Origin of the sequence: Roseivirga sp. (assembly GCF_965216855.1) — a bacterium.
Classification (GTDB): domain Bacteria; phylum Bacteroidota; class Bacteroidia; order Cytophagales; family Cyclobacteriaceae; genus Roseivirga.
Map to the genome: position 1 here is coordinate 2,916,031 of NZ_OZ244204.1, position 23,589 is coordinate 2,939,619.

At 42.3% G+C, this 23,589-nt stretch carries 30 protein-coding genes; 17 read left to right on the plus strand and 13 right to left on the minus strand.

The window, feature by feature from the left end; all coding sequences use genetic code 11:
- Positions 1-2: 2 nt before the first annotated feature.
- Positions 3-1,445, minus strand: a complete 1,443-nt coding sequence (locus tag ACOOEY_RS12945) for a Na+/H+ antiporter NhaC family protein (protein ID WP_420385139.1) — start codon at positions 1,443-1,445, stop codon at positions 3-5.
- A 106-nt stretch (positions 1,446-1,551) separates the two neighbouring features.
- Between ACOOEY_RS12945 and ACOOEY_RS12950 the strand changes: the two genes are divergently transcribed.
- Together ACOOEY_RS12950 and ACOOEY_RS12955 are read left to right on the plus strand one after the other, a co-directional pair.
- The gene (locus ACOOEY_RS12950; RefSeq protein WP_420385140.1) at positions 1,552-1,794 is read left to right on the plus strand and encodes a hypothetical protein; all 243 of its coding nucleotides are present in this window, start codon (positions 1,552-1,554) and stop codon (positions 1,792-1,794) included.
- A 3-nt stretch (positions 1,795-1,797) separates the two neighbouring features.
- Positions 1,798-2,112 (plus strand): type II toxin-antitoxin system RelE/ParE family toxin, encoded by a 315-nt coding sequence (locus tag ACOOEY_RS12955; protein ID WP_420385141.1) that lies wholly within the window; start codon positions 1,798-1,800, stop codon positions 2,110-2,112.
- Between the two features lie 13 nt (positions 2,113-2,125).
- On the opposite strand, the gene ACOOEY_RS12960 is transcribed toward ACOOEY_RS12955, so the two are convergent.
- Genes ACOOEY_RS12960 through ACOOEY_RS12970 form a run of 3 tightly spaced genes read right to left on the minus strand, consistent with a single transcriptional unit; the run spans position 2,126 to position 4,612 of the window.
- Entirely contained in the window at positions 2,126-2,920 is a 795-nt protein-coding gene (locus ACOOEY_RS12960) for an SDR family NAD(P)-dependent oxidoreductase (protein ID WP_420385142.1), read from the minus strand.
- Positions 2,913-3,896, minus strand: coding sequence for an SDR family oxidoreductase (locus ACOOEY_RS12965; protein WP_420385143.1), 984 nt, complete (start codon positions 3,894-3,896; stop codon positions 2,913-2,915). Before ACOOEY_RS12965 ends, ACOOEY_RS12960 begins: the two co-directional genes overlap by 8 nt.
- Complete coding sequence (locus ACOOEY_RS12970) at positions 3,896-4,612, minus strand: CPBP family intramembrane glutamic endopeptidase (protein ID WP_420385144.1); 717 nt, start codon at positions 4,610-4,612, stop codon at positions 3,896-3,898. The genes ACOOEY_RS12965 and ACOOEY_RS12970 overlap by 1 nt, the downstream gene beginning before the upstream one ends.
- A 179-nt stretch (positions 4,613-4,791) precedes the next feature.
- On the opposite strand from ACOOEY_RS12970, the gene ACOOEY_RS12975 reads away from it, so the two are divergent.
- Positions 4,792-5,514: a DUF6503 family protein gene (locus tag ACOOEY_RS12975; RefSeq protein ID WP_420385145.1), complete on the plus strand. Its 723-nt coding sequence runs from the start codon at positions 4,792-4,794 to the stop codon at positions 5,512-5,514.
- A gap of 42 nt (positions 5,515-5,556) precedes the next feature.
- Here the strand turns inward: ACOOEY_RS12975 and ACOOEY_RS12980 are convergent, their stop codons facing one another.
- On the minus strand, positions 5,557-6,201 hold the full coding sequence (locus ACOOEY_RS12980) for a carboxypeptidase-like regulatory domain-containing protein (protein WP_420385146.1): 645 nt from the start codon (positions 6,199-6,201) through the stop codon (positions 5,557-5,559).
- 139 nt (positions 6,202-6,340) lie between these two features.
- On the opposite strand from ACOOEY_RS12980, the gene ACOOEY_RS12985 reads away from it, so the two are divergent.
- From ACOOEY_RS12985 to ACOOEY_RS13005, 5 genes are all read left to right on the plus strand, one after another.
- The gene (locus ACOOEY_RS12985; protein WP_420385147.1) at positions 6,341-6,724 is read left to right on the plus strand and encodes a metalloregulator ArsR/SmtB family transcription factor; all 384 of its coding nucleotides are present in this window, start codon (positions 6,341-6,343) and stop codon (positions 6,722-6,724) included.
- 1 nt (position 6,725) lies between these two features.
- On the plus strand, positions 6,726-7,421 hold the full coding sequence (locus tag ACOOEY_RS12990) for a YjjG family noncanonical pyrimidine nucleotidase (protein WP_420385148.1): 696 nt from the start codon (positions 6,726-6,728) through the stop codon (positions 7,419-7,421).
- Between the two features lie 77 nt (positions 7,422-7,498).
- On the plus strand, positions 7,499-9,130 hold the full coding sequence (gene pruA / locus ACOOEY_RS12995) for an L-glutamate gamma-semialdehyde dehydrogenase (protein WP_420385149.1): 1,632 nt from the start codon (positions 7,499-7,501) through the stop codon (positions 9,128-9,130).
- A 54-nt stretch (positions 9,131-9,184) separates the two neighbouring features.
- Positions 9,185-9,661 (plus strand): DinB family protein, encoded by a 477-nt coding sequence (locus ACOOEY_RS13000; protein WP_420385150.1) that lies wholly within the window; start codon positions 9,185-9,187, stop codon positions 9,659-9,661.
- Positions 9,654-10,094: a PaaI family thioesterase gene (locus ACOOEY_RS13005; RefSeq protein WP_420385151.1), complete on the plus strand. Its 441-nt coding sequence runs from the start codon at positions 9,654-9,656 to the stop codon at positions 10,092-10,094. Before ACOOEY_RS13000 ends, ACOOEY_RS13005 begins: the two co-directional genes overlap by 8 nt.
- On the opposite strand, the gene ACOOEY_RS13010 is transcribed toward ACOOEY_RS13005, so the two are convergent.
- Positions 10,091-10,297 carry a hypothetical protein gene (locus ACOOEY_RS13010; RefSeq protein WP_420385152.1) on the minus strand — a complete coding sequence of 69 codons (207 nt, stop codon included), beginning with the start codon at positions 10,295-10,297 and terminating at the stop codon, positions 10,091-10,093. The two genes, ACOOEY_RS13005 and ACOOEY_RS13010, sit on opposite strands and share 4 nt — an antisense overlap.
- A gap of 182 nt (positions 10,298-10,479) precedes the next feature.
- Between ACOOEY_RS13010 and ACOOEY_RS13015 the strand changes: the two genes are divergently transcribed.
- Entirely contained in the window at positions 10,480-10,971 is a 492-nt protein-coding gene (locus tag ACOOEY_RS13015) for a hypothetical protein (protein WP_420385153.1), read from the plus strand.
- 146 nt (positions 10,972-11,117) lie between these two features.
- Here ACOOEY_RS13015 and ACOOEY_RS13020 read toward each other — a convergent pair whose 3' ends face one another.
- A complete protein-coding gene (locus ACOOEY_RS13020) occupies positions 11,118-12,122 on the minus strand; it encodes a DUF4407 domain-containing protein (RefSeq protein WP_420385154.1) in 1,005 nt (334 codons plus the stop codon).
- Between the two features lie 117 nt (positions 12,123-12,239).
- On the opposite strand from ACOOEY_RS13020, the gene ACOOEY_RS13025 reads away from it, so the two are divergent.
- From ACOOEY_RS13025 to ACOOEY_RS13040, 4 genes are all read left to right on the plus strand, one after another.
- On the plus strand, positions 12,240-12,920 hold the full coding sequence (locus ACOOEY_RS13025) for an NUDIX hydrolase (RefSeq protein ID WP_420385155.1): 681 nt from the start codon (positions 12,240-12,242) through the stop codon (positions 12,918-12,920).
- A gap of 103 nt (positions 12,921-13,023) precedes the next feature.
- Positions 13,024-14,040 (plus strand): SPFH domain-containing protein, encoded by a 1,017-nt coding sequence (locus ACOOEY_RS13030; protein WP_420385156.1) that lies wholly within the window; start codon positions 13,024-13,026, stop codon positions 14,038-14,040.
- Position 14,041: 1 nt separating this feature from the next.
- Positions 14,042-14,962 carry a sugar kinase gene (locus ACOOEY_RS13035; protein WP_420385157.1) on the plus strand — a complete coding sequence of 307 codons (921 nt, stop codon included), beginning with the start codon at positions 14,042-14,044 and terminating at the stop codon, positions 14,960-14,962.
- A 57-nt stretch (positions 14,963-15,019) separates the two neighbouring features.
- Positions 15,020-15,823: a phosphatidylinositol-specific phospholipase C/glycerophosphodiester phosphodiesterase family protein gene (locus ACOOEY_RS13040; protein WP_420385158.1), complete on the plus strand. Its 804-nt coding sequence runs from the start codon at positions 15,020-15,022 to the stop codon at positions 15,821-15,823.
- Here the strand turns inward: ACOOEY_RS13040 and ACOOEY_RS13045 are convergent, their stop codons facing one another.
- From ACOOEY_RS13045 to lepB, 3 genes are read right to left on the minus strand one after another with little or no spacing between them, the layout of a single operon-like run.
- On the minus strand, positions 15,824-17,197 hold the full coding sequence (locus ACOOEY_RS13045; RefSeq protein WP_420385159.1) for a M20/M25/M40 family metallo-hydrolase: 1,374 nt from the start codon (positions 17,195-17,197) through the stop codon (positions 15,824-15,826). It abuts the gene before it with no gap.
- A 9-nt stretch (positions 17,198-17,206) separates the two neighbouring features.
- Complete coding sequence (locus tag ACOOEY_RS13050; protein WP_420385160.1) at positions 17,207-17,641, minus strand: hypothetical protein; 435 nt, start codon at positions 17,639-17,641, stop codon at positions 17,207-17,209.
- Positions 17,641-18,819, minus strand: coding sequence for a signal peptidase I (lepB, locus tag ACOOEY_RS13055; protein ID WP_420385161.1), 1,179 nt, complete (start codon positions 18,817-18,819; stop codon positions 17,641-17,643). Before lepB ends, ACOOEY_RS13050 begins: the two co-directional genes overlap by 1 nt.
- A gap of 175 nt (positions 18,820-18,994) precedes the next feature.
- Here lepB and ACOOEY_RS13060 point away from each other — a divergent pair, with 175 nt between their 5' ends.
- From ACOOEY_RS13060 to ACOOEY_RS13075, 4 genes are all read left to right on the plus strand, one after another.
- Complete coding sequence (locus tag ACOOEY_RS13060) at positions 18,995-19,630, plus strand: ABC transporter ATP-binding protein (protein WP_420385162.1); 636 nt, start codon at positions 18,995-18,997, stop codon at positions 19,628-19,630.
- Positions 19,627-20,871: an ABC transporter permease gene (locus ACOOEY_RS13065; RefSeq protein WP_420385163.1), complete on the plus strand. Its 1,245-nt coding sequence runs from the start codon at positions 19,627-19,629 to the stop codon at positions 20,869-20,871. The genes ACOOEY_RS13060 and ACOOEY_RS13065 overlap by 4 nt, the downstream gene beginning before the upstream one ends.
- A gap of 2 nt (positions 20,872-20,873) precedes the next feature.
- Complete coding sequence (locus tag ACOOEY_RS13070; RefSeq protein WP_420385164.1) at positions 20,874-21,335, plus strand: hypothetical protein; 462 nt, start codon at positions 20,874-20,876, stop codon at positions 21,333-21,335.
- Positions 21,336-21,407: 72 nt separating this feature from the next.
- Positions 21,408-21,812: a hypothetical protein gene (locus tag ACOOEY_RS13075; protein ID WP_420385165.1), complete on the plus strand. Its 405-nt coding sequence runs from the start codon at positions 21,408-21,410 to the stop codon at positions 21,810-21,812.
- A gap of 37 nt (positions 21,813-21,849) precedes the next feature.
- Here ACOOEY_RS13075 and ACOOEY_RS13080 read toward each other — a convergent pair whose 3' ends face one another.
- Genes ACOOEY_RS13080 through ACOOEY_RS13090 form a run of 3 tightly spaced genes read right to left on the minus strand, consistent with a single transcriptional unit; the run spans position 21,850 to position 23,487 of the window.
- Positions 21,850-22,311 (minus strand): c-type cytochrome, encoded by a 462-nt coding sequence (locus ACOOEY_RS13080; RefSeq protein ID WP_420385166.1) that lies wholly within the window; start codon positions 22,309-22,311, stop codon positions 21,850-21,852.
- Positions 22,301-22,951 (minus strand): SCO family protein, encoded by a 651-nt coding sequence (locus ACOOEY_RS13085; RefSeq protein ID WP_420385167.1) that lies wholly within the window; start codon positions 22,949-22,951, stop codon positions 22,301-22,303. The genes ACOOEY_RS13080 and ACOOEY_RS13085 overlap by 11 nt, the downstream gene beginning before the upstream one ends.
- Positions 22,948-23,487 (minus strand): CopD family protein, encoded by a 540-nt coding sequence (locus tag ACOOEY_RS13090; RefSeq protein ID WP_420385168.1) that lies wholly within the window; start codon positions 23,485-23,487, stop codon positions 22,948-22,950. Before ACOOEY_RS13090 ends, ACOOEY_RS13085 begins: the two co-directional genes overlap by 4 nt.
- Positions 23,488-23,589 lie beyond the last annotated feature (102 nt).

Genomic DNA, 23,589 nt, shown 5'->3' on the forward strand with positions numbered 1-23,589 from the left:
TTTCAATTTTTAGATTCAATTTCATGGTAAAAACAGCCTTTCCCGAGAATGGCCAGTAATGGCGCAATAATCAGGTTGGTCATGGTCATCAATTGCCAATGCCAGTATTCTTCTACAGCTACTCCCAAAGTTGCGGCAATAAATACTCCCGTGGCCGTCCAGGGAATACAGTTTTCCAGCATGGTGCCATAATCTTCAATGGAGCGTGAAAGTACTTTTCTCGGTATTTTATATTGATCGTACTTTTTGGCGAAAGCATCACCAATAATAAAACTTGTAGCTGTTTGATTGGAGGTGGTGACGTTGGTGAACCCTGTAGCTATCAATGAAGATATAATCACGGACTGTCTCTTTTTGGCAAAAGCAAAAAGACGGTCTACCAACCTCGGCATAGCATCTATGATATCAATGGAACCTACAAATATGAAGATCACTATGGCAGTCATAAATGCGGTACTTAATTCATAGAGACCACCTCTTGTGAATAAGGTAGTAATGTTATCGGGTACATCTGCGACCCAATGGGCCATGGGTGTTTCAAAACCGGTATTAAGTGCTTGAATCACATGCTCCAGGCTATAGTTCTGAAAGATTAATGCCAGTAGGGCTGCAACTATTGAGGAAGTGAGCAAAGTTGGAAGTGTTCCCTTTTTGGTGATTGAACCATAGAGGACTATAGCAGGCGGGATCAGCAGTAGTATGTTGAAGTTGAACATTTGCTCAATAGCGCCTAAAGTTTCTTCAACCTTTAAATTGTTCACTTCTCCTGAATGAATTGGGTTCACAAGACCAATGACAAAGTAGATGGTCATGGCTATGAGGGCGGAAGGTAGTGTCGTGTTCATCATAGACCTGATATGCGCATAAAGGTCAGTTTCAGCAGCCATGGCTGCCAGATTAGTGGTGTCACTCAGAGGGGAGACTTTATCACCAAAGTAGGCACCTCCAACAATTGCGCCTGCCGTAATGGCCAGGTCGGCATTGACTGCCTGAGCAATTCCAATCAATACTACTCCAATAGTTCCAATAGCGCCCCAGGAAGTCCCTGTCAGTGTAGAGAAGATGATGGGGATGATAAACGCCAGTACATAGAGGTAATCGGGATTGATCAGCTTAATGCCATAATAAATGAACATGGGTATGGTGCCCGAAATAATCCAGGAACCGATAATTATGCCGATGGCTAAGAGGATCAGTAGGGCGGGTAACCCTTTGGATAGTTTTTTCACAATAGCCGCCAGAATATCGTCCCATCGAAATCCCATGATCAACAATTGACCGATAACGAATAGGGAGGAAACCAGGAATACAATTTCCAGTGGAAATGCGGATTTATCCTGAAACTGAGGCCTAATGATTAATCCGTAGCCAATCATGATAGATAAAAAAGCTACAGGTAATACCGCGTGATAAAATTTAATCTCGGGCTTTTGTTCTGTCTTCATGGAGCAAATTGCCGAGAAGATAGTGAGACTGACTAAGAATTAAAACCGTAAAACATGAATGGGAAGACCTCGTAACTAAATAGTGGAAAATGCTTAATTTTAGAGTATGGATGTTCATGCCGAAAAACTTCTGTTAATAGAAAAGCTGCTTAAGGTTAAGGACTCAGGGACACTGGAGAAAATAAAGTTGTTGTTGAAGGCAGAAGAGATTCATCAATCTGCCTACGATAAAGGTTCTCCAATTTCTAATGACGCTCTTATAAAAAGAGCGGAAGAAGCAAACAGGGCCATTGAAATGGGTAATCATAAAAGCATCTCTCAACTGAAGAACGATGTAAAATCCTGGTGAGAATTGAAGGCAAAGTCTGTCAATATTACCCTCCCGGCAGAACGAAGTCTCAATTATATTTATCACTATTTTCTTAAAGAAGTTTCAGCCGAGGTAGCTGTAAGGGTCGTTGATCGCATCCTTAATAGAATCGAACTGCTCGAGGAGAATTACCATCGTGGCCGTTTGGTCGAAGAGCTAAGAGTATTGAACCAGGACCATAGGTATGTTATCGAAGGGCCTTACAAAATTATTTACAGGGTTATTGCTCAGTCTGTTTTCGTCACTGATATTTTTTCCATGTATCAAGACCCTAAAAGGATTATAGAAAGGAGTTAAAGCAAAATGGTATTTACTTACTGTTCTTAATGAATTGCTTAGCAAGGATATTCAGTCTGGCCCGATAAGGGACTATGGTCCCTATTCGCTTATAGAGTCTTGGGAAGAAGCCGGGAATTACCACCTGTTTACCCTGATACATTTTGTCAAGGGTATATTGAGCCACTTGTTCCGGAGTCTGGCTGGTTAATCTGGCCATGAGGCCCAACTCCTTTTCCCGAAGCATCACATCGGGATTGGTGGGTACCGAGGCCGGACAAAGCACCGTGATATTGACTGATGTGCTTTCCAGCTCTTTGTTCAAAGATCGCGAGAAGGAGTAGACAAACTTTTTACTGGCTGAATAGATCCCTTTGAAGGGAATGTCATAGAATGCGGCCATACTGGCAACATTGATAATGTACCCCTTAGGCTTAGCCAATAGCATGGGTAAGAAAAGGTGCGTAAGACCTACCAGCGACAACATATTAAGCTGCATCTGACCCTGATAAAATTCCGTAGGCAGGCTGGTAAACGGACCTGAATTACCCAAGCCGGCATTGTTGATCAGAATATCTACCGTGAAATCATGGTTTTGACACCAGTCCAGAATTTGTTGTGGTGCATCCTTCTCCATCAGGTTAATACCCAGGTGGTGGAAAGCCTGTTGTGGATATTTTTCTTTGAGATGATTGGCTACTTCTTCTAGTTTAGGTTCCGGTAAAGCTACCAGCAAGATATTTTGCCCACGAGCAGCACATTCTTCGGCAAAAGCCTTTCCGATACCATTACTGGCACCGGTTACCAATGTGTAAACCAGACTACTCATTGTTCAGCCAGTTTACAGTTTCCTGAATTCCATCTTTCAAAGGAGTAATCTGATAACCCAGTTCATTTTTGGCTTTTTCGCTCGATACTCTCCATTCATAAAGATATTTTCTCACCCAGCCCGGAGTAATCATGGGTTGTCGGCCAAAGTTTTCAGCCATGAAGAGTTGCATCTTACCAAAGGTGAGCATAACGCCTAATGGCATCTTGTAGAGCTTATGTTTCTTACCTCCAATATCAGCAATGGTATCGAAAAGTTCGTGATAGGTAGCATCTTCTCCTCCGAGCAGATAGCGTTCACCGGCCCTTCCTTTTTCCATCGCCAGCTTGTGCCCGTTAATTACATCTTCTACATAAACATAATTACCGGTGCTCATGCCATCGCCCGGCATGAATTTCCACTTTCCTTCGATGTATTGCTTAACCAGTTTGGTCACGGAGTTGCTGACATTGAGAGGCCCCGGACCATAAACCCGGGTAGGATTGACAATCACTACATGTTGACCTTGGTCAACGTACTCTCTGATTTTGAGCTCAGACTCATATTTTGAGCTCTCATAAGGCGTGAAGAAATCTACCTTTCTGGGAGTTTCCTCATGTACCGGGCCATCTATGGCCGGGCCTATGACACCGGCAGTTGAGGTAACCAGTGATTTTTTAACTCCCTGTGCCTTGGCAGCATTCAGTATGTTCAGTGTGCCATCAATGTTAACCCGTTCGAATGTATCGTCTTTGGCCCATACGCTGGCAAAAGCGGCCAGGTGATAGACTTCATCGCAACCTTCCATGCCCTGGTTTAGAGCATCTTTCGAGAACAGATCACCTTCCACAAAGGAAATTCTCTCATGTTCCAGGTCTTTGGCTTTGTTCTTTGAACGGATAAGAGCCACCACTTCATGACCTTCATCAGCCAGACTTTTGGCTAACTTTTGGCCGATAAAGCCAGTGCCTCCTGTTATAAATATTCTTTTCGACATTAAATCACTTTCATTTCAGGGTGATGCTTCAACGAGAAGAAGAAGTTGGACAGTGCCAATGTAATGTGGACGAAGAAAGCCACCCAAATGGTACCCGTGGTCAGGGTAATTAAACACAAAATTACGCCTAATGGAATGGCACCAATAGTTTCTTCCAGATTTTTAGGTACGTGTACCAGGGCATAGATAGCCGCATTGAGTATAATGGCCGGCCATTCACCTAACAATGGTACAGTCGCGAATAGCAACAGACCTCTGAACATTAGCTCATAACCAAACAAATAGGCCACCCAACTGAAGGCATTCGTAGCTACCATCTTTTTGGTCCATTCCTTTTCCCTCACATTAGGATAGAAAGCAAGGTTCTTCTCTTTTTTAGAGTTGAAGAAATTCATGGGGATAATAATGCAGGCCAGACCGCCAATCCAGGCCAGACTTAGTCCATGGTTCTTGAAGGCTACACCATAATCTTCCAGAGATTTTCCGGTAATGACTAAAAGTAAAATGGCAGGAAGAACACCAATGGTCATGGCACCCAGGTAGCGGGTCATCCAGAGAAATCGGGTATTACCTCTTTCTTTGCCAAACTTACTGATATACTTCGACTTAACACCAGTGGAGATAGATACGAAGTGATAAATGCTAAACCCTATGGTGACCAGGGCAAAAGCCAAAACAGGTTCTAAAAAAGTCGTGCTCCAGGCTGGTATATTCATTGAGTCTTGTCGGGATAGTGGGCAAAAATAAGAACATCTGTTAGAATTAGACAGCCACCTTTATAGATTTAAGGATTATTAAGGGTTTAACATTGCTTTTTCGGAATTTGTATGTCGAAATGTAAAGTGGATTACCAATGTGGAATCGACCCTTTCAATCATTGTACTTAATTTAAGTTATGAGATATCTACTAATGCTATTGATGGGCCTGATGACCTTCGGATTGGCCAATGCTCAGGAAATAAGCGGTGAGGAATTGCTCGATCGAGCCCTTGCCTTTCATAACCCTTCCGGCCGCTGGGAAAAGGCGGAGTTGCAACTCACCATCGATATGGAAACACCAGGCAGGCCTGTCAGGAGAAGTCAGCTGACTATTGACAACGAAGCCAGTACATTTTATATCAAGATACTCAACAGAGGTAATCTATCCGAATTTTGGGTTGATGCGAATGACTCTACCAGGGCTCTTTACAATTTTATGGCGCCTACAGATTCTATTCAAGCCGATAGCCTGAACCTGACACCCGAGCGGGCCTTACGCTGGAGAAACTATTATTCTTACTTGTATGGCTTACCGATGAAACTGAATGATCCGGGTACCAAAATTGATCCCGTTGTTCAGAGAACTCAGTTTCTAAATCAGGAGGTTCTGGCACTAAAAGCTACCTATGATGCCGAAGTAGGATCTGATATCTGGTATTTCTATTTCCATCCTGAAACTTATGCTATGGTAGGGTATAGGTTCTATCATGATGAGGCTGCCAATGATGGAGAGTACATTGTGCTGGAGGGGTTGGAGATCAAAAATGGAATACGGATTCCTAAGAATCGAACCTGGTATACTAATGCGGAAGATCGACTTCTGGGCACTGATTACCTGATAGATCTAAAGGTAAAATAAGGTTGGGAGAATTGTTTAATTCAACAGGATCAGTCTAAATTTTTACTTCTTCCTTTTCAAAGAGTTGATAAACTGCGCCCAGGCAAAGGGGTTGAGCAATGGGTTGGTGCGGGGACCCTGACTGTTCTGCAAATTCTGGAACTGCTGATTCATCATGTACCGATAGTTCATACTGGGGGAACCTTCCAATGGCATGGTTCTTACCAGTTCTCTTACAATATCAGGCTCATAGTTATTGAGTACATTCTCCTGATCTTGTGTCAGGTTCATGGCCAGAATGGCTTCCTTAAAGAGTTCTTCTGTGGGGAATGGATTAACCTCAACATCCGCCAGTTGCGTCACTTCTTCTTCCAGAGAGAAGATGACTGTAGCGCGATCTCCAACGGAATCAGGAACAACCACTTTCTGATTTTTGAAACCAATGGCACTAATGGTCAGCGTGTCACCGGCAATGAATGCCTTACTGAACCATCCTTTAAAATCTGTAGGAATACCCCGACCTCTTTGATCATAAATGTGTACTCCGGGAATGGTCATTGTGCTATCTGAATTCATGACCAGACCTGAAACCTGAACAACCTGCAACTTAGGCCCATCCTGAGCCTGCGATTTCTGTCCTAAGCACAGAAGAAAGACCAGTGTCAGAGCGAAAGTTTTGGCTAATGTGTATTTCAGGTTTTTCAGCATATTGAGATTACAAACGTAAAGAAAATCAAATAGATATGTCTTTCTGATGTTCTGAACGGTACAAACTTAACCAAGAGTTAAGGAAAATTGATTGGTGTATTCGATTTATTCTCCCCAAATTAACAAGAATTAACCCGCTATGCGTCTTAAGAATTTCAGCCTCAGTTTTGGTAGCCAGATATTTAAATCAGTTTCGGAAGAATCACGTGTGCGCATTTTGCACCTGCTTTACAGAAACGGAGAGTTGACTATTTCTGATCTGGAGCATATTCTGGACTTTACCCAAACTAAGACCTCCAGGCATGTCACTTACCTTAAGAACTCGGGGATCATCAATGCCAGAAAAGTCGATCAATGGGTGTTTTACAGTATTCGTGAAGAGGTGGAGGAAATCATTCACCGTATTTTTGAATTTCTGGTCAAGGATGGAACATTGCAGAAGGATCAGGAGACTTACGAAATTTTAGCGTCAAATCGGGAGCTGGCTCAAAACCGTTTTCAAAACAGAGAGTTCTACAGATAACTTGAGCTATTATCAACATATTTTCTTCGACCTCGATCATACCCTTTGGGATTATGATACCAATGCATCAGAAGCCCTCTTCGAACTTTACGATCATTATCAGTTTGCCCAACTCAATGCCTTCAGCAAAGAGGAGCTGGTAGCTACCTTCTTTGAGGTGAATCACCATTTATGGGATTTGTATAACCAGCATCGCATTGGGAGAGGAGATATCAGGAAGAGGCGCTTTCCACAGATTTTCCAAAAACTCAGAGTGTCTGAGGAGCACTTGCCCGAAAATCTTGAAAAAGAGTATATCGCATTGGCACCTACCAAGCCTGCGGTATTTCCTCATGCTTTCGAGGTATTGGATTACCTGGCCGGGAAGTACCAGCTGCACTTAATCACTAATGGGTTTAATGACATTCAGCAGAGTAAACTCAAACATTCGAAGCTGGAGCCCTATTTCGGGTATGTGATTACATCAGAGTCGTCCAAAGCGAGAAAACCCAATCCTCGGATTTTTGAAGTGGCACTGGAATTGACCGGAGCAGATGTTTTTCATTGTATGATGATTGGCGATAATCTCGATGCGGATATAGCGGGAGCCAAGAGAGTGGAGATGGATCACGTTTGGTTCAACCCCAACAAAATTGCTACAAATGTTGCGGTGCAACATGAGATTTCGAACCTTCTACAACTCAAATCCATTCTATAATCAGGGAATCGTTTTCGATCCCTAGGTGAACTCTTATATTTGCCGCAATAGAAATGTATAACCCTAAAAAGTAAACTATGGCAACAGGTTTTTTTAATGTTCCGGTAGCGAAGAACGAACCAATTAACAGTTACGCTCCAGGAACTAAAGAAAGAGCCAGTCTGCAGGCAGCTCTTGCCGAGGCTCGTTCTAAGCAAATAGATATTCCGATGTACATCAATGGAGAAGAAGTGAGAACCGAAAAGAAAGTATCACTTTCACCCCCACATGATCATCAACATATTTTAGGGTATTTCTCAGAAGGAGATGCTTCACATGTTAAGGCATCAATTGATGCAGCTATGGCTGCCAAGAAAGATTGGGGAGCTATGAGCTGGGAAAACAGAGCTGCTATTTTCCTAAAAGCTGCTGAACTGATTGCCGGACCATACAGAGATAAAATCAATGCTGCTACCATGTTGGGGCAGTCTAAAAACGCTTTCCAGGCCGAAATTGACTCTGCCTGTGAGATCGTTGACTTCCTCAGATTCAATGTGCAGTACATGACTGAGATTTATAAGCAGCAGCCAGACTCAGCCGCAGGTATCTGGAACAGAGTGGAGCAAAGACCATTGGAAGGTTTTGTGTTCGCGCTGACTCCATTCAACTTTACGGCCATTGCCGGTAACCTGCCAACAGCTCCGGCCATGATGGGTAATACAGTGGTTTGGAAACCAGCATATACTCAGATCTATTCTGCCAATGTGTTGATGGAAGTCTTTAATGAAGCGGGCGTACCTCCAGGGGTAATTAACCTGTTCTTCGTTGACGGACCAACTGCTGGTGATGTCATCTTCAAGCACAGAGATTTTGGTGGAATTCACTTTACAGGAAGTACCGGAGTGTTCCAACACATTTGGAAGACCATTGGAGAGAATATTTACAACTACAAGTCTTACCCAAGAATTGTAGGAGAGACTGGTGGAAAGGACTTTATCATTGCCCATAAGTCTGCATTACCTAAGCCTGTGGCAACAGCTATCTCAAGAGGAGCTTTTGAATTCCAGGGCCAGAAGTGTTCAGCTGCTTCAAGGGCTTATATTCCTTCAAATATGTGGGAAGAAGTGAAAAGCTATGTGGTGGAAGATCTTAAGACTTTCAAAATGGGAGGTACTGAAGACTTCACCAATTTCATCAATGCTGTAATTGATGAGAAGTCTTTCGACAAAATTGCTAAGTACATCGATAACGCTAAGGCAAGTGACAAAGTAGAAGTAATCGCTGGTGGTAACTATGATAAATCGAAAGGTTACTTCATTGAGCCAACCGTATTGCTGACCACTGATCCAAAATACACTACCATGTGTGAAGAGATCTTTGGACCGGTAATTACCATTTATGTATATGAGCCGGAAGACTTTGAAGCTACCTTGAAGCTGGTTGACGAGACTTCTCCCTACGCATTGACTGGAGCTATTTTCTCACAAGACAGATATGCACTGGAAGTAGGAGTGAAGGCGCTGGAGCAATCAGCAGGTAACTTCTACATCAACGATAAGCCAACAGGTGCTGTAGTAGGACAACAGCCGTTTGGTGGAGCCAGAGGCTCAGGAACTAACGATAAAGCGGGTTCAATGATTAACCTGTTGCGTTGGGTGTCTCCTAGACTAATCAAAGAGACCTTTGTGCCACCGGTTGACTATAGATATCCATTCCTGGGTGAAGATTAATTAGAACATATAAACTATACCCCGTTTCGAACTCCGGAACGGGGTTCTTTTTTTATGGAGAAACGAACTGTAGAGAATTTTCTAAACCAGCAGTTGCCTCAGCATTTGTCAGAGCTGACAGCAGAACAAAAACCATTATGGGGTAAAATGACTCCTCAGCACATGATAGAGCACCTTATTGTGGTGTTTAAGATGTCGCTGGGTAGAATCAATATCCCCGTTATCACCAAGGAAGAAGACTGGCCCAGAATCAGAGTTTACCTGATGGAAGATAGCCCCATGAGGCGCAATGTAGGATCTCCGGTGGGCAATGATGAACTGGTGCCGCTACGCTCTCCTGATTTACAGGCAGCTATTGACAAGCTTCTGGCCGAAAAGGACAAGTTCTTACAATTGATGGAAGAACATCCAGACCAGGTCATGAACCATCCTTATGGAGGACCAATGACGGCTAAGGAGTGGCTTTTCGTACACCATAAGCATATCAAGCATCATTTGATTCAGTTTGAATTGATTCCTGATTATGAATAAGGAAGACCACTATCAATACCTCATACGCCTGTTCCATTCCGCTCCCATCAATCAACAGGTCTTTGACAGTTCCGAACTCAAGCTGAGTGATGGAAAAGCTGAATACAGTCTGACGGTTCAAGAAGAGTACTATCATGGAGCAGAAGCCATGCATGGAGCCGTTTATTTCAAGATGTTGGACGATGCGGCCTATTTTGCAGTATCTACTCAGGTAGACGATGCCTTTTTAGTCACCAAGAGTTTCTCCCTGGACTTTTTGAGACCGGTAGTCGCTGGTAAACTAACTGCTAAAGGCCAATTGATTAGTGAAGAAGAAGGCGTCTTTCATGCTCAGTCGGAAATACTAAATGAACAGGGGAAGTTAGTGGGTAGAGGAAACGGAGTATTTGTAAGAAGCAGCAAGAAACTCCAGGAGCTGCCAATAGAAGATTAGACTTTCTTAATGACAATTTGAGTGTCCTTGACATCAAGTAATCGTCCCTTATATTTCCCTGTAAGTATCTCGTAAACGCTACGTTCCAGATTTTTAGATTCGGTTTCTGAGAAATGCACTTGGAATATTTTGCCAAGCAGATTCTGCTTCTCTTCAGAATACCATCTGTCGTTGGTCTTGGATTTGACGAGCTTTACCTTCATCGTACTCTATCTTACTGAAAGATAAACCATTCATTTCAACTGAAGTTCAATTCAGTTTCAACGGATTGTTAATTCCTTCCTTTGAGGCAACTTATCGACCGATGAGCATTTTTCCAAAGCTATTCAGTAACCTTTGACAATTTATGGCGTCTTTCTTACATCAAATCAAAACTTAGGTCAAAATGAAAAAACTCATCACATTACTTTGTTTAACCCTGCTTTCCACCGGTGCTTTTGCACAATCAAGAGTTACAGAAAAGGACTTACTGGGAGAGTGGCGTATGGTCATTGACGTAGACATGGACGAAATCGAAGAAGACCTGGAAAACGAAAACTGGTTAGCCAGAAGAATTGCCAGTTCGGTTACCTCTTTAGTCACAGATATTCTCGATGAAATTGATATCCACATGGATTTCCGTAGCAATGGAGAAGTTAAAATTATGGTAGAGGCTTTCGGTGAAAGAGAAAGCGAATATGCCGAGTGGAGAATCAACAAAGACGGAGAACTAATGATCTTTGATGAAGACAACAGAAGATGGAAAAACAGCCATGTAAGCTTCGGAGGTGATGATGATGTGTGGTTGATGGAAGATGGAAAGATCGTTCAATTCGAATACCACAGACACGGAAGAATGGAAAGAGGTGATGTTTATCTGGAGAGAGTAAAAAGATAAGTAAGCATATAGCTTAAAGTAAAGAGGTTATCTCAAAAGTGCCGGAGCTCGTCATTCTGAATTTATTTCAGAATCTATGCAGACCCTGAAACAAGTTCAGGGTGACGTTAAGCGGGCTCTTGAGATAACCTCTTTTTTATAGAAGACTAACCCAGCAATGGCTTAAGTCTTTCTTTGGTCTCGTAATCCATCTGGGCAATTCTTTCCAGGTTGTGGTTCTTAAAGAAGTGCTCCCTGATTTCCAGCAGTTCATCATACGGACCACGTTGTGCGAGAATTTTCACAATAACAGGAGAACACTCCAGCATAATGAACAGGGCTATGATAAAAAGGTTAGCGAGATAAATGGCTCTATTCTCCAGTGATATCTGACGCAATGCTTCCAGTTGGGCGGCCATCCCGTCCCAGGGGTTTCTCTGAATAGCTGCCAGCTCATTGGCCTTTTGGCTGTTCAGATTCACAAGCTCGGTTTGAAGTCTGTCGATTTGAGGCTGATTGTTTAGCAGACTGGCATCCAGTTCTACCTGGGCCTTATCCGCATCCGCTTTTTTCAGTTGATAGATGGGGCCAGCATTGCGTTGCATAGAACCTCCGGTACCATCTGCCTCTTTTCTGGCGATTTCTGCCAGTGTATTGCGCTGAGTACGTTTGTCCTCAATCTCTGCTTTTAATCCATTAATTTCTGCTTGTAGCAATTGAGTCTGATCCATGAAACGCTGATCGATTGAGGCAATTTCTCGTTGATAGATGTCTTCTTCCAGTAGTACCAGCTTTCTGTCGATCTCTTTGGAAAAGATTTTAAGTTCCAGCGGTTTGGAGATGACAATGGCCAGCATAACCGCCAGGAGTATTCGGGGAGAGGCCATCAGGAATTCCTGCCATTTACCCTTCTTACTCTTTTTCATTGTGGAGACAATGAAACGGTCAAGGTTAAAAATGATAGTGCCCCAAAGCAGACCAAAGCCAAGAGACCACCATGAATTTTCGAAGACAGTATAGAAAGCATAGCCTCCCGATAATGCAGCTAAAACTCCGGTGAAGAATACAGTGGCTCCTATACCAGTAAACTTCGAAGATTCTGTAGGGCAGCGTTTTAATAAAGGGATGTTGGCTCCCGAACAGAACCAAAAGAATTGTTTGATGGAATTCATAGTATTGAGTTTTTGACGTGGTGTTCTGAATAACGACTATTGAATCAATATGTTGTAATAATCAGTACCTTTTTATGCAAGGTAGTTATTTGTCGAGAATGTGTTAATTTTACGCATATGAAGCAAGGGCATATATTTCTGACTGTGGATGCGGTCGTTTTTGGCTATGAGGCACCAGATAATCTCCTGATTTTGTTAATAAAAAGGGGAGTAGACCCGTATAAGGATTTCTGGGCTCTTCCGGGAGGGTTTGTAAAAGAGGAGGAAAGCCTTGAAGAAGGTGTAGAGAGAGAACTACAGGAAGAGACTGGAGTGCAGGTGGACTATCTTGAACAGCTTTACTCATTTGGCGCTCCAGACAGAGATCCAAGAGCAAGAATTGTGAGCGTGTCTTATTTTGGTTTGATAAAGCCTAAAGGATTAGAACTCAAGCCGTCTACAGATGCCGCAGAAGCACAATGGTTCAGGGTAAATAAGTTGCCTGAACTCGCTTTTGATCACAAGCTAATTATAGATAAAGCAATTAGTAGGCTCAGGGCTAAAATTACCTATGAGCCAATTGGTTTTGAATTACTAAATGAGAAATTCAGCTTTTCCGAGTTGGAGAATTTATACACTACTCTTCTTGGTAGACCAATTGATCGGAGAAATTTCAGAAAGAAGATATTAAGCTTTGGACTTCTTGAACAATTAGATGAACAACGAAAAGAGGGACCTGGCCGGCCGGCTAGCTTGTTTAAATTCCAAATGAGTAAATACAAATCCTATCAGAAAAACGGCCTTTACTTCGAGCTTTAGCCAATTCTCATAGATTTGCGTTTTTTTTACGCAAATAGTTTGGATTAACGCATTAACCTTAACTATATTTGCGTATATATAACGCAAATTAAAAAATAAGATCATGTTAGGTTACAATTACACCAAGTTTAACTCATCTCAGTATGTGTTCCTTTTCAAAAATGGGAGAATTCGTAAGGAAGGGAAGGGCCTGTCGTTTTGGTATTTTGCTCCTAGTAGCTCAATCAGTGTTGTCCCGCTTTCGAGCAGTGACTGTCATTTTATGTTTCAGGAAACGACTCTGGATTATCAGGAAGTGACTCTTCAAGGCCAGGTTACTTATAAAGTAAACTCACCAAAGAAGGTAATAGATAATCTTAACTTATCAGTTAATACTAAAGGCCAATACCTCTCCAATGATTTCGAAAAGCTAGAACAGCGAATCATAGGTCAACTTCAGTCATCTGCTTCATCTATTCTGAAAAGGCTCGAGTTGAAACTAGCTTTGACTAAACTGACAGATATAGAAAGTCAGCTATTTGAAATGGTATTGCAGTCCTCTTTATATGACCAACTTGGTATTGAAGTCTTAACTATTAACCTAGTAGGGATAAAGCCAACCCCTGAAATGGCAAGAGCATTGGAGGCTCATAAGCGTGAGGAGCTTCAAAAGGATGCTGACAAGGCTATTTATGAGAGAAGAAACTTTTCTGTTGAACAGGAACGGATGATAAAGGAAAGCGAACTGAAAACGGAGATTGCCATCGAAGAAAAGCAAAGGCAAATTGCTGAGAAGAAACTGGAGACGGAAGTGGTTAAACAGGAAAATGTTCGAAGGATTAAGGAGATGGAGATCGAAACTCAGGTTTCTGTACAGGAGAAGACGAGGAATTATATTGATCTAAAGGTTCAAAATGAAAGGAAAGAGGCAGACTTAAAAGGTTATGTTTTAAATGCTTCAATTAAACCTCTCAAAGAATTGGACTGGAGGGTGCTCATGGCAATCAATGGAACTAAAACAGATCCCAAGATGCAAATGGCTATTGGTTTCCGCGAGCTGGCTGAGAACGCAACTAAGATTGGTAATCTTAATATTTCACCAGATCTCATCAGTAGTATTCTAAGTACGAAATCTAGATAAGATGATTGAAAGAGCAGTGATAATAAGAGATAAAACGAGGCTTGAGCAACTGATAGAAAGGTTCAACTCGAAAGCTCAAGCCAAGTTTTATATTGAGAGGTCTGGTGGTAATTTCGATTTTTATGAGAAGGAACATAATCGTTTCTATGAAGAACTCCAATCCCTTACAGATGGTCTTGACGGAATAATAAAGACAAAGGTGGTCTTCAGGGCGTTTTTGATGTCATACATCTTTAGTGATTCTGAAGTTGTTCTGGCTATAGGACAGGACGGGTTGGTGGCAAATACCGCAAAATATCTTAGTGGTCAATACCTGGCCGGGATTAACCCTGACCCCGATTCATATGATGGTGTTTTGCTGCCATTTACGTCTAAAACCATCGTGAGTACTATTAAAAACCTCTTTAGAGGTACTGTAGACTCCAAAACTGTTCGATTGGCCAAAGCTGTACTGAGTGATGGACAAGAGTTGCTGGCATTCAATGATTTCTTTATTGGTACTAATAGTCATGTTTCAAGCCGATATAAAATTTCTTTCAAAGGAGCATCGGAAATACATTCTTCGAGTGGAATAATCGTTTCTACTTCTGCCGGTTCAACGGGTTGGCTCAGCTCAATGCTCAATATGGCTCATAACTTAGCAGCTCATTTTGGTATTCCGATGTCTAGTTCTACGGATGATTTGAATCAAAGGAAAGAAGACTTGATATTTACTGTTAGGGAACCCTTTGCTAGCGTGACAAGTCAAACCAATATTGGTTTTGGGATTATTGAGCCTCAAGAGTGCCTAACAATCGAGTCTAGAATGGCAGGCAATGGAGTCATTTTTAGTGATGGAATTGAAAAGGATTTTCTTTCCTTTAATGCAGGTACCACGGTAAGAATATCTATAGCAACGCAGGAGGTAAACCTCTTAATTTAACATGGGGGTTACACAATTATTGAACCGGTTGACTATTATTGCTTTGAATTCAAATGCATGAAAATCAGATTCCTGTTTCTCATTGTTCCTTTTTTGATTTCTGTTGGTGTTAAAGCACAGAATCAAATTATTCCTTTAACCAACGCTCACGCCCATAATGACTATGAGCATGACCTGCCTTTGGGAGATGCCCTTTCTCATGGATTTACCTCAGTTGAAGCGGATGTGTATCTGATTGACGGTGAACTTTATGTCTACCATGATAAACCGGAAATTCCCGATCCCGAACGAACACTAAAGAAGTTATACCTTGAACCTCTGCAACAGAGAGTCGCTTCAGGCAATGGAAGTGTTTATGCCAACTACAATGGTTTTTTCTATCTGATGATTGACTTTAAAACTGAAGGTAAACAAACCTATGAGGTATTGAAGGCGCAGCTGAAACCTTATGAAGAAATGCTTTCAAAGGTGGTGAAAGGAAAGCGCGAAATGGATAAGCCAGTTTTAATTTTTATTTCTGGAAGTAGGCCAGTAAGGCAGATCATGAAAAGAAGAGCTCAACTGGTGAGTCTCGATGGCAGACCTGCCGATTTGCGCAAAGGTATTCCTATGGAAAAAATGCCTGTAATCAGTCAGAACTACTGGAGTATTTCTAACTGGAATGGAGAAGGAACTATTGATGAAGGGAATAGAAGCAAGCTTATTCAGGTGATTCAGTTGGCACACTCGGAAGGCAAAAAGGTAAGGTTCTGGGCCATTCCCGATGAGCCCAATACATGGAAAACCCTGATTGAATTAGGCGTTGATTTTATCAATACAGATAAGCTCTCTGAATTTCGGCAGTTTATTCTTCAGTATTAATCACATGCCGTGCTGATCAATCAAATAGATCAATGCAGCCATTGAAGCTGCACCTAACTCTAACTCACGTTGATTTACCGCTTCAAAATTATCAATAGGCGTGTGATGGTATTTGAAGTAACGCTGGCTGTCCGGTATATATCCAATGGTAGGTACATCCTGGGTTCTTAACGGACTGATATCGGCTCCGCCTCCACCTGCTTTGAACTGATACAAACCGAAGGGGTGAAAAAGGGGTGCCCAGTCGATCATTTTCTTTTGCTGAGCCTTGGTACCCGTAATACCGAAGCCAATGGGAAGGAAGCCTCCCCTGTCAGATTCAAGTGCTGCAATGTGCTTTTCGTTGTTTTGAGCCGCCAGTTCAGCATATTTTCTACCCCCACGCAATCCGTTTTCTTCATTCATGAACATAACAGCGCGCAAGGTTCTTTTGGGTCGGTATCCAAGGGCTTTGAATAGCCTTAATGCTTCAATGGATTGCACACAGCCTGCACCATCATCGTGCGCGCCTTCAGACAAATCCCATGAATCGAGGTGTCCCCCGACAACGATGATTTCTTCCGGGTTGGTACTGCCTTTAATTTCACCCACCACATTGTAGGAAAGTACATCTTCCAACATTTCTGAATGAGTTTCAAAGTAGAACTGTAACCCTTTATCGTCTTTCAATAGGTCGCTTAGGAAGTCAGCATCTTTAGTGGTGATAGCTACTGCTGGTATTTTAGGCACATTCAGGCCATAGTTTGTACTACCAGTATGAAGTACTTGGTCTTTGAATGAGCTTAAGGAACGTACAATCACGCCTATGGCACCATATTTAGCTGCCTCTGTGGGGCCGCTACCTCTTTGATTAGAAGCTCCGCTATAGGCAGAGAATGTGTCCATCAGTTTCGGATCCATAGGCCTGTTGAAGAAGACTATTTTACCCTTGATTTTTGCTTCTCCCAATTCTGCCAGTTCCTGAAAGTCATTTACCTCAATTATTTCCGCCAGAGTACCTTCCGGACCTGTACCCACAGAGTTGCCCAGCGCTGTCACCGGTATTTCCATGGAACCCAATTTTTTCGAGTTCACGATACGTCCTACCTCAACATTGCCCCGTACCCAATGAGGCACCATAACGGGTTGAAGGTAAACGGTGTCGAAACCATAAGCCATCATTTGTTGTCTGCTCCACTCTACTGCGGCTGCAGCCTGGGGAGAACCACTGAGTCTTCCACCGATGTTTTTGGTGAGGTAGTGCAGCATAGAATAGCTTTCACCTCTTTCCAGTGCTTCATCATAAATCTTTCTGATATAAGCAGCATCTTTCTCCTGACTAAAAAGTGAAACAGAGATCAGGAATAACAGGGATAGAATAGTAGTTTTTTTCATGGTTGAAGCTTAATCGACAATTTCTGCTTCCTGCAGAATATACATGAGTTTCATAGGGTCATCGGCATTGATTTTCAGTTTCCCTCGTACTGTAATTCGTTTGTCTGTGTATTTGATTTTATCACTGGCAAAGACTTCTGCCACGGTCTCAGGCCCTGCACCACCACAGAAAAAGCAATTGGCAAAAGGCAATGAGGAAAGAACGAAGTAAGACTCACCTTGTAATTCTTCCAGTGGAATCATCCACCCTTTTAGTTCGATGGTTTGTCCGTCCAACTTCTTGACTTCTTCACTGAAGGTGGGGAAGTCAACTTCAAAATTGAGTGTTTCATCCAGTTTCTTCTCAATCTCTACCTTGGCTAGTGTTTTCCAGAGGTTGTCGTTTTGAGCCAGTATAGGACTGGTTGCCAGAATGAATAATATCAGTATTAATTTTTTGCGCATTACTTAATCAGGTCGAGCATTCTGTTGAATCTCAGTCTTTCAAAGAATCCGGCATTTGGATTGGTTCGGTCAACAGACCAGAAAATAAACAAAGGCTTACCTACAATATGGTCGTAAGGAACCAGACCCCATGAGCGAGAATCTTCCGAATTATGACGGTTATCTCCGATCATAAAGTAATAACCTTGCTTGAAGGTGTAAGTATCAATTTTTTGGCCTTCAATAGAAATTTCATCCCCACTGATCACCACATCATCATTATGCTCATAGTGCTGAATGGCTTCACCATAAAGCGCTATGTTTTCCGGAGTGAGATCAATGGTCATTCCTTTCGATGGCATAACCAAAGGGCCAAAGAAGTCCCTGCTCCAATTGTATAATGAACTATGAGGGAATATGCCTCGATCTTCTCCTTCATAGTGAAATACCTCTTCCACACTATTGATGAAATTATAAGCAGCTAATTTTTCCGCTCTGTCCGGGGTCGTGTGAATGTAGAATCCGGTTTTCCCTTTGTAAGTGTATTGTGGAAGCGCAGTGGTCGCGTATGTATCCTGTGGGTATTCATCTGTATAATCAGTTATACCCAATTCTCTCATATATCTTTCGTGTACTCCACGATCTACCTCTACAAAAAAGCTGGTGAGCATTTGCGGAGGATTCTCTGCGGCCTCACCGTTAATGTATACCTGCTTATTTCTTACTTCAAATGTGTCACCCGGGATAGCAAGACAACGCTTTACATAGAAGGTCTTCATATCTGTAGGAAACCCCTTTTTGTAATCAGGTGGATAGTTAAAAACTACCGGCTCATTTCTCCTCGGTTTTCTCAGCCCCGGGAGTCTGTAGGAAGGCAGTTGAATAATGTCAGAATAGGAGGGGACTTCTTTACCAAAAAGCTTAATGCCCCAAAATGTCTGGTGTGCTAAAGGAAATTGAATGGGGGTTTGTGGTGTTCTGGCTCCGTAGTGGAATTTACTCACAAACAGGTGATCACCAATGAGCATGGAATTTTCCATGGAACCGGTAGGAATGGCAAAAGCTTCAACAAAAAGACCTCTGATAATAGTTACTGCAATCAGAGCAAAAAGTATGTCGTTGAGCAATTCGCGAAAGAACCCTTTCTTTTCTTTCTCCTTCTTCTCCTCTTTGTTCTTTCTCTTTAAGAAATCGAGCATAATTCGGTTTGGTAAATAGTCGGCTTTAAAGGTATTACTTATTTGTGAAATTTCGGTGTTCGAGCGAATCCGATGCTTTCATTACGACCGAAAAGTGAAAGAGGTTATTACATATCTGGTAAGCGGTTTCAGTTTTTAGTGTAGCTTCCTTTATTTTGAGGCATAATTAAGGTCTATGATCATTATCGATAACCTCTCATTTGGTTATTCTAATCATAAAATTTTATCCATTCCTCATCTGGAGGTAAAGGAGTCTGAGCATTTACTGGTGCTTGGTTGCTCCGGTAGTGGTAAAACCACGCTGTTACATATTCTGGGCGGGCTGCTGGCTCCCAAACAAGGAAAGGTGATTATTGGCGAAACAGACCTTTATCGGCTTTCAGGTTCGCAACGAGACAAATACAGAGGACAAAACATAGGGCTTATATTTCAAAAGGCTCACCTCATAACGGCTCTTTCTGTGGAAGATAACCTGCTTCTTGCTCAATACCTGGCAGGTATGGCTCAGAATAAGGGACGTGTGAAGGAAGTATTGGATGAATTGGGTCTTGCTGAGAAAAGAAAGAAAAGCGTCAGGCAGCTTAGCCAGGGAGAGCAGCAGAGAGTGACTATTGCCAGGGCATTGCTCAACAGACCCAGGGTTATTTTAGCGGATGAACCTACGGCTAGCCTGGACGATAAGAATGCACATAAGGTGATCGAACTGCTCAAGACTCAGGCGGGGCATTATAAAGCTTCCCTGTTAATAGCTACCCATGATCAGCGGGTAAAAGATGAATTTGATCTTCAACTTAATCTGACTACCTCATGAACCTGATTGCATTAAGTTGGAATTACATCAAGGCCAAGCCACTCAATATGTTGCTTAACATGTTGCTGATGGGCCTCGGTATTGCCATCATTCTGGTGCTCATACTGCTTAGTTCTCAGCTGGAAGAGAATCTGGCGAAGAATAAAAAAGGTGTCGATCTGGTAGTCGGAGCCAAGGGCAGTCCTTTGCAGTTGATTCTGGCTAACGTTTACCACATTGATTTTCCGACCGGGAATATTAAACTCAACGAAGCCAAAGACCTTACCCGAAACAGGCTGATCGCACAGGCCATCCCTTTGGCACTGGGCGATAACTACAGAGGTTTCAGAATTGTAGGAACGAACCACGATTATATCAAACTTTATGAGGCCAATGTGGCTAAAGGGGAGCTTTGGAAGAATAATCTGGACGTAGTGGTAGGTGCTAACGTTGCTGAAAAGCTTCAGTTAAAAATTGGAGATGAGTTTTTCGGGGCTCATGGACTTTCTGTTGAAGACATGGACCATGATGAAATGTCTTATCACATTGTAGGTATTCTGGAGAAGAATAACAGTGTGATTGATAACCTCATCCTCACCAATATTGAAAGTGTATGGGCTGTTCATGAACATGATGAAGAAGAGCATGAAGACGGAGCACACGGTTTACCACAGATTGGCAGTGCTTATGAGTCTGGCTTTCCTGAAGGAGACGAAGATGCCGAGATTACTTCTATGCTAATCAAGTTTCGCTCACCCATGGGAGCGGTGACTTTACCCCGAATGATTAATGCCAATACCAATATGCAGGCGGCCTCACCGGCCTTTGAAACCCAGCGCCTTTTTTCTTTACTGGGGATTGGGGTTGACTTGCTGAAGGCCTTTGCAGCCATCATCATTATTATCGCTGGGTTGAGCATTTTTATTTCACTATATAATGCACTTAAGGATAGAAAATATGATCTGGCGATCATGAGGTCACTGGGTGCTTCGAGAACTAAATTATTTGTACACGTTATACTGGAAGGGATTATCATCACTGTTCTGGGAGGTGCTCTCGGTTTTCTTTTGGGTCATGGCTTAACAGAATTTCTGGCTGGGCTTTATGAAAAATCAGATGATATAGGGCTTACAGGCCTGGTATTTGTAAACCGGGAATGGATAGTGATGTTAATTAGTGTAGGGATAGGAGTTTTAGCTTCAATCATTCCTGCCGTAAATGCGTATAAAACAGATATTTCTGAAGTATTAGCTAAAGAATAATTATGAAGAAGATATTAGTACTTGCCCTGATGTTATCAGTTGTTTCATCTTATGCACAGGATGTCAAGATGAAGGGAAGCAAGGTTTGGGCTACTCTGGCTGATGTTAAATACGAAATCGAAAAGGACGAATATGGTGATGTTTATGTCCCGGTTTTCGGCAAAGATATTCTGAGTATTAAGGATCAGATTGTAGAAGTTGAAGGCTTCATTATTCCTTCAGATATCACCTTTACCGATGACTACCTAATCCTTTCCTCACTCCCTATCAGCGAATGTTTTTTCTGTGGTTCCGGAGGTCCTGAAACGGTAATGGAGGTTCGCTTGAAAAAGGATGAACGCTACAAGTACAATACCAAGCGACTTAAGTTCAGAGGTAAACTTACACTCAATACCGACCCTGATAACCTGATGTATCAGTTGGTCGAAGGTGAATTCCTGGGATTGGCTGACGATAGTTATTAATTGCATAAACTGTCACTTTTGTTACGCTTTTCCATTGCAGGCTGCGTAGCTTAGCGGTCAAATTGAATACCTATGAAAAAGCTCTCTTTCCTATTCATTGTTTTACTTACTATTTCTTCTTGCGGTGGTGGTTTTGATGCCAACGAAGAGAAGAATAAAATTTTTGATGTGCATGATGAAGTGATGCCTAAAATGGGTGAAGTGATGAACCTGAGAAAGAAGGTTTTGGAAAAGGCCTCTACTATGGAGGAGGCTCAGGCGAATGAACTTCGTGATCTTGCCAAAGAGCTCAATGACGCATCAAATTTGATGATGACCTGGATGAGGGATTGGAGTAAAAACTCCGGTCAATACATGGAGATGCAAAATGGAACTGATGCTCAGAAAACCTATCTGGCCGGAGAAATGGAGAAAGTCCAGGAAGTGAAAAAGGCCATTAATGAATCTCTTGAAAAGGCCAGGGCAGCTTTGAAGTAATCAGTTTTTCTATAGAACACGAGACCTGATACAAGACTTAATTCTTTTTCAGGGCTTCTTTAATATCCTCAGGGTTGATGCCTCCATATTCATTTCCCCATGCATTGGTAATGTAGGTCAGAATTTCGGTGACCTCCGAGTAGTTGAGGCTGGATACTCCAGGCATTGGCTGTTGAAACTGTACATCATTGACCAGTATAGGTTCAGCAATTCCATTAACAATTAATCGGGCGGAACGGCCAATATCTTCCAGCAGGTAATCGGAATCTTTGAGAGGAGGAATTAGTCGACCCAGGCCCTCCCCATTCTCCATATGACAGTTGGAGCAATGCTGGGTGTATAGCTTTCGACCATTAGTGAAATACTTGATTTCCGTATTATTCAGCCGTTCCTGAACTTTGGCTCCATCTGACTTTTTCCTTTCGGAGCAGGAGTTGAAGGAAAGGGTTGATACAACCAAAAATGTCAGAGCGGCAAGGAAATTTCGCTTACTTCTCATATTCAGCCAATAGCTTTGGAATATCATTAATTAAGGCAGTTACCTGCTTAGGATCAGTACCATCGTACAGGCCTCTGATTCGTCTTTCTTTATCAATCAAGATAAAGGCTCCGCTGTGAATGTATCCTCCGGGAGCGTCAGGGGATTCGCCTACTGGCACCAGGTAGCCATCTGAGCTTCCTATTTCATAAATTTTGTCCTTATCACCAGTTAAGAAATGCCAGGTGTTGTTATCCATGATGCCCAACCTTTCGGAGTAATCCTTCAGGTAGGCTACCGTGTCATGTTCCGGGTCGATAGTATGCGAGAGAATGGCAAATTCGTCATTGTCTTTGAAGGCACTGTAAACCCTGAGCATTTGCTGTTTCATTATAGGACATATGGTAGGACAGGTACCAAAAAAGAAATCAGCTACATAGATTTTGCCCTCGACAGTAGCAGGAGTGACGACCATGCTATCCTGGTCTACAAAACTGAAGTCAGGAATGGTGTGATAGATAGTATCTACTTTACCATTGACTTCTTTATACTCTGGTTGGCCCATGATGGGCAACTTTTGGTTGGTTGAACTGGAACAACCCTGGAAAAAACCAATGGTGACAATAAGCGTTGCCAAGACTTGTACGGTGAGCTTCTTCATTCCTTCCTTTCTCTATATTTCTTATACGCCTGAACGGCAATCATTAATAACACTGTTACTCCAACAAATCCTAAGGTGCCTTTGATCCAATCGAGTTGGTTTTTTAAGACAATGAGGAAGACCACAGAAATAAGAATGATGGTGGCTACTTCATTGAGTATTCTCAACTTCATTGAGTTGAGTTTGGCCACTCCGTTCTGTAAGTCTTTATAAATTTTATGGCAGTAGAAATGGTATACATAAAGCAGTACCACAAAGCTTAGTTTGATATGCATGAAAGGGAGCTTTAGCATATCGGGATATTGAACAATCATAGTTACGCCTAGGATAAGGGTGATAATGGCCGAAGGCCAGGTAATGATCATCCAGAGTTTTTTGGCCATAATAGCCAGTTGTTTGCTGAGTATCGATCTTTCCGGCTCAGGTTTTTCCAGCGCTTCCGTTTGGTAAACAAACAAACGAACAATGTAGAACAGCCCTGCAAACCAGGTAACTATGAAAATGATATGCAGTGACTTGATGTACAAGTTGGCCATGGGCGCAAAGGTAATGATCAATCAGCTAAAATGGTCATTTCAAGCTGATATCAATTGAGATTGATCGATACAAAAGTATCTAACCCTCAGCCATATTAAGTA

Coding starts and splice junctions, on each gene's coding strand:
- ACOOEY_RS12945 (WP_420385139.1), bottom strand. CDS start 1,445: ATGAAGACAGAACAAAAGCCCGAGATTAAATTTTATCACGCGGTATTA.
- ACOOEY_RS12950 (WP_420385140.1), top strand. CDS start 1,552: ATGGATGTTCATGCCGAAAAACTTCTGTTAATAGAAAAGCTGCTTAAG.
- ACOOEY_RS12960 (WP_420385142.1), bottom strand. CDS start 2,920: ATGAGTAGTCTGGTTTACACATTGGTAACCGGTGCCAGTAATGGTATC.
- ACOOEY_RS12965 (WP_420385143.1), bottom strand. CDS start 3,896: ATGTCGAAAAGAATATTTATAACAGGAGGCACTGGCTTTATCGGCCAA.
- ACOOEY_RS12970 (WP_420385144.1), bottom strand. CDS start 4,612: ATGAATATACCAGCCTGGAGCACGACTTTTTTAGAACCTGTTTTGGCT.
- ACOOEY_RS12975 (WP_420385145.1), top strand. CDS start 4,792: ATGAGATATCTACTAATGCTATTGATGGGCCTGATGACCTTCGGATTG.
- ACOOEY_RS12980 (WP_420385146.1), bottom strand. CDS start 6,201: ATGCTGAAAAACCTGAAATACACATTAGCCAAAACTTTCGCTCTGACA.
- ACOOEY_RS12985 (WP_420385147.1), top strand. CDS start 6,341: ATGCGTCTTAAGAATTTCAGCCTCAGTTTTGGTAGCCAGATATTTAAA.
- pruA (WP_420385149.1), top strand. CDS start 7,499: ATGGCAACAGGTTTTTTTAATGTTCCGGTAGCGAAGAACGAACCAATT.
- ACOOEY_RS13000 (WP_420385150.1), top strand. CDS start 9,185: ATGGAGAAACGAACTGTAGAGAATTTTCTAAACCAGCAGTTGCCTCAG.
- ACOOEY_RS13005 (WP_420385151.1), top strand. CDS start 9,654: ATGAATAAGGAAGACCACTATCAATACCTCATACGCCTGTTCCATTCC.
- ACOOEY_RS13010 (WP_420385152.1), bottom strand. CDS start 10,297: ATGAAGGTAAAGCTCGTCAAATCCAAGACCAACGACAGATGGTATTCT.
- ACOOEY_RS13015 (WP_420385153.1), top strand. CDS start 10,480: ATGAAAAAACTCATCACATTACTTTGTTTAACCCTGCTTTCCACCGGT.
- ACOOEY_RS13020 (WP_420385154.1), bottom strand. CDS start 12,122: ATGAATTCCATCAAACAATTCTTTTGGTTCTGTTCGGGAGCCAACATC.
- ACOOEY_RS13025 (WP_420385155.1), top strand. CDS start 12,240: ATGAAGCAAGGGCATATATTTCTGACTGTGGATGCGGTCGTTTTTGGC.
- ACOOEY_RS13030 (WP_420385156.1), top strand. CDS start 13,024: ATGTTAGGTTACAATTACACCAAGTTTAACTCATCTCAGTATGTGTTC.
- ACOOEY_RS13035 (WP_420385157.1), top strand. CDS start 14,042: ATGATTGAAAGAGCAGTGATAATAAGAGATAAAACGAGGCTTGAGCAA.
- ACOOEY_RS13040 (WP_420385158.1), top strand. CDS start 15,020: ATGAAAATCAGATTCCTGTTTCTCATTGTTCCTTTTTTGATTTCTGTT.
- ACOOEY_RS13045 (WP_420385159.1), bottom strand. CDS start 17,197: ATGAAAAAAACTACTATTCTATCCCTGTTATTCCTGATCTCTGTTTCA.
- ACOOEY_RS13050 (WP_420385160.1), bottom strand. CDS start 17,641: ATGCGCAAAAAATTAATACTGATATTATTCATTCTGGCAACCAGTCCT.
- lepB (WP_420385161.1), bottom strand. CDS start 18,819: ATGCTCGATTTCTTAAAGAGAAAGAACAAAGAGGAGAAGAAGGAGAAA.
- ACOOEY_RS13060 (WP_420385162.1), top strand. CDS start 18,995: ATGATCATTATCGATAACCTCTCATTTGGTTATTCTAATCATAAAATT.
- ACOOEY_RS13065 (WP_420385163.1), top strand. CDS start 19,627: ATGAACCTGATTGCATTAAGTTGGAATTACATCAAGGCCAAGCCACTC.
- ACOOEY_RS13070 (WP_420385164.1), top strand. CDS start 20,874: ATGAAGAAGATATTAGTACTTGCCCTGATGTTATCAGTTGTTTCATCT.
- ACOOEY_RS13075 (WP_420385165.1), top strand. CDS start 21,408: ATGAAAAAGCTCTCTTTCCTATTCATTGTTTTACTTACTATTTCTTCT.
- ACOOEY_RS13080 (WP_420385166.1), bottom strand. CDS start 22,311: ATGAGAAGTAAGCGAAATTTCCTTGCCGCTCTGACATTTTTGGTTGTA.
- ACOOEY_RS13085 (WP_420385167.1), bottom strand. CDS start 22,951: ATGAAGAAGCTCACCGTACAAGTCTTGGCAACGCTTATTGTCACCATT.
- ACOOEY_RS13090 (WP_420385168.1), bottom strand. CDS start 23,487: ATGGCCAACTTGTACATCAAGTCACTGCATATCATTTTCATAGTTACC.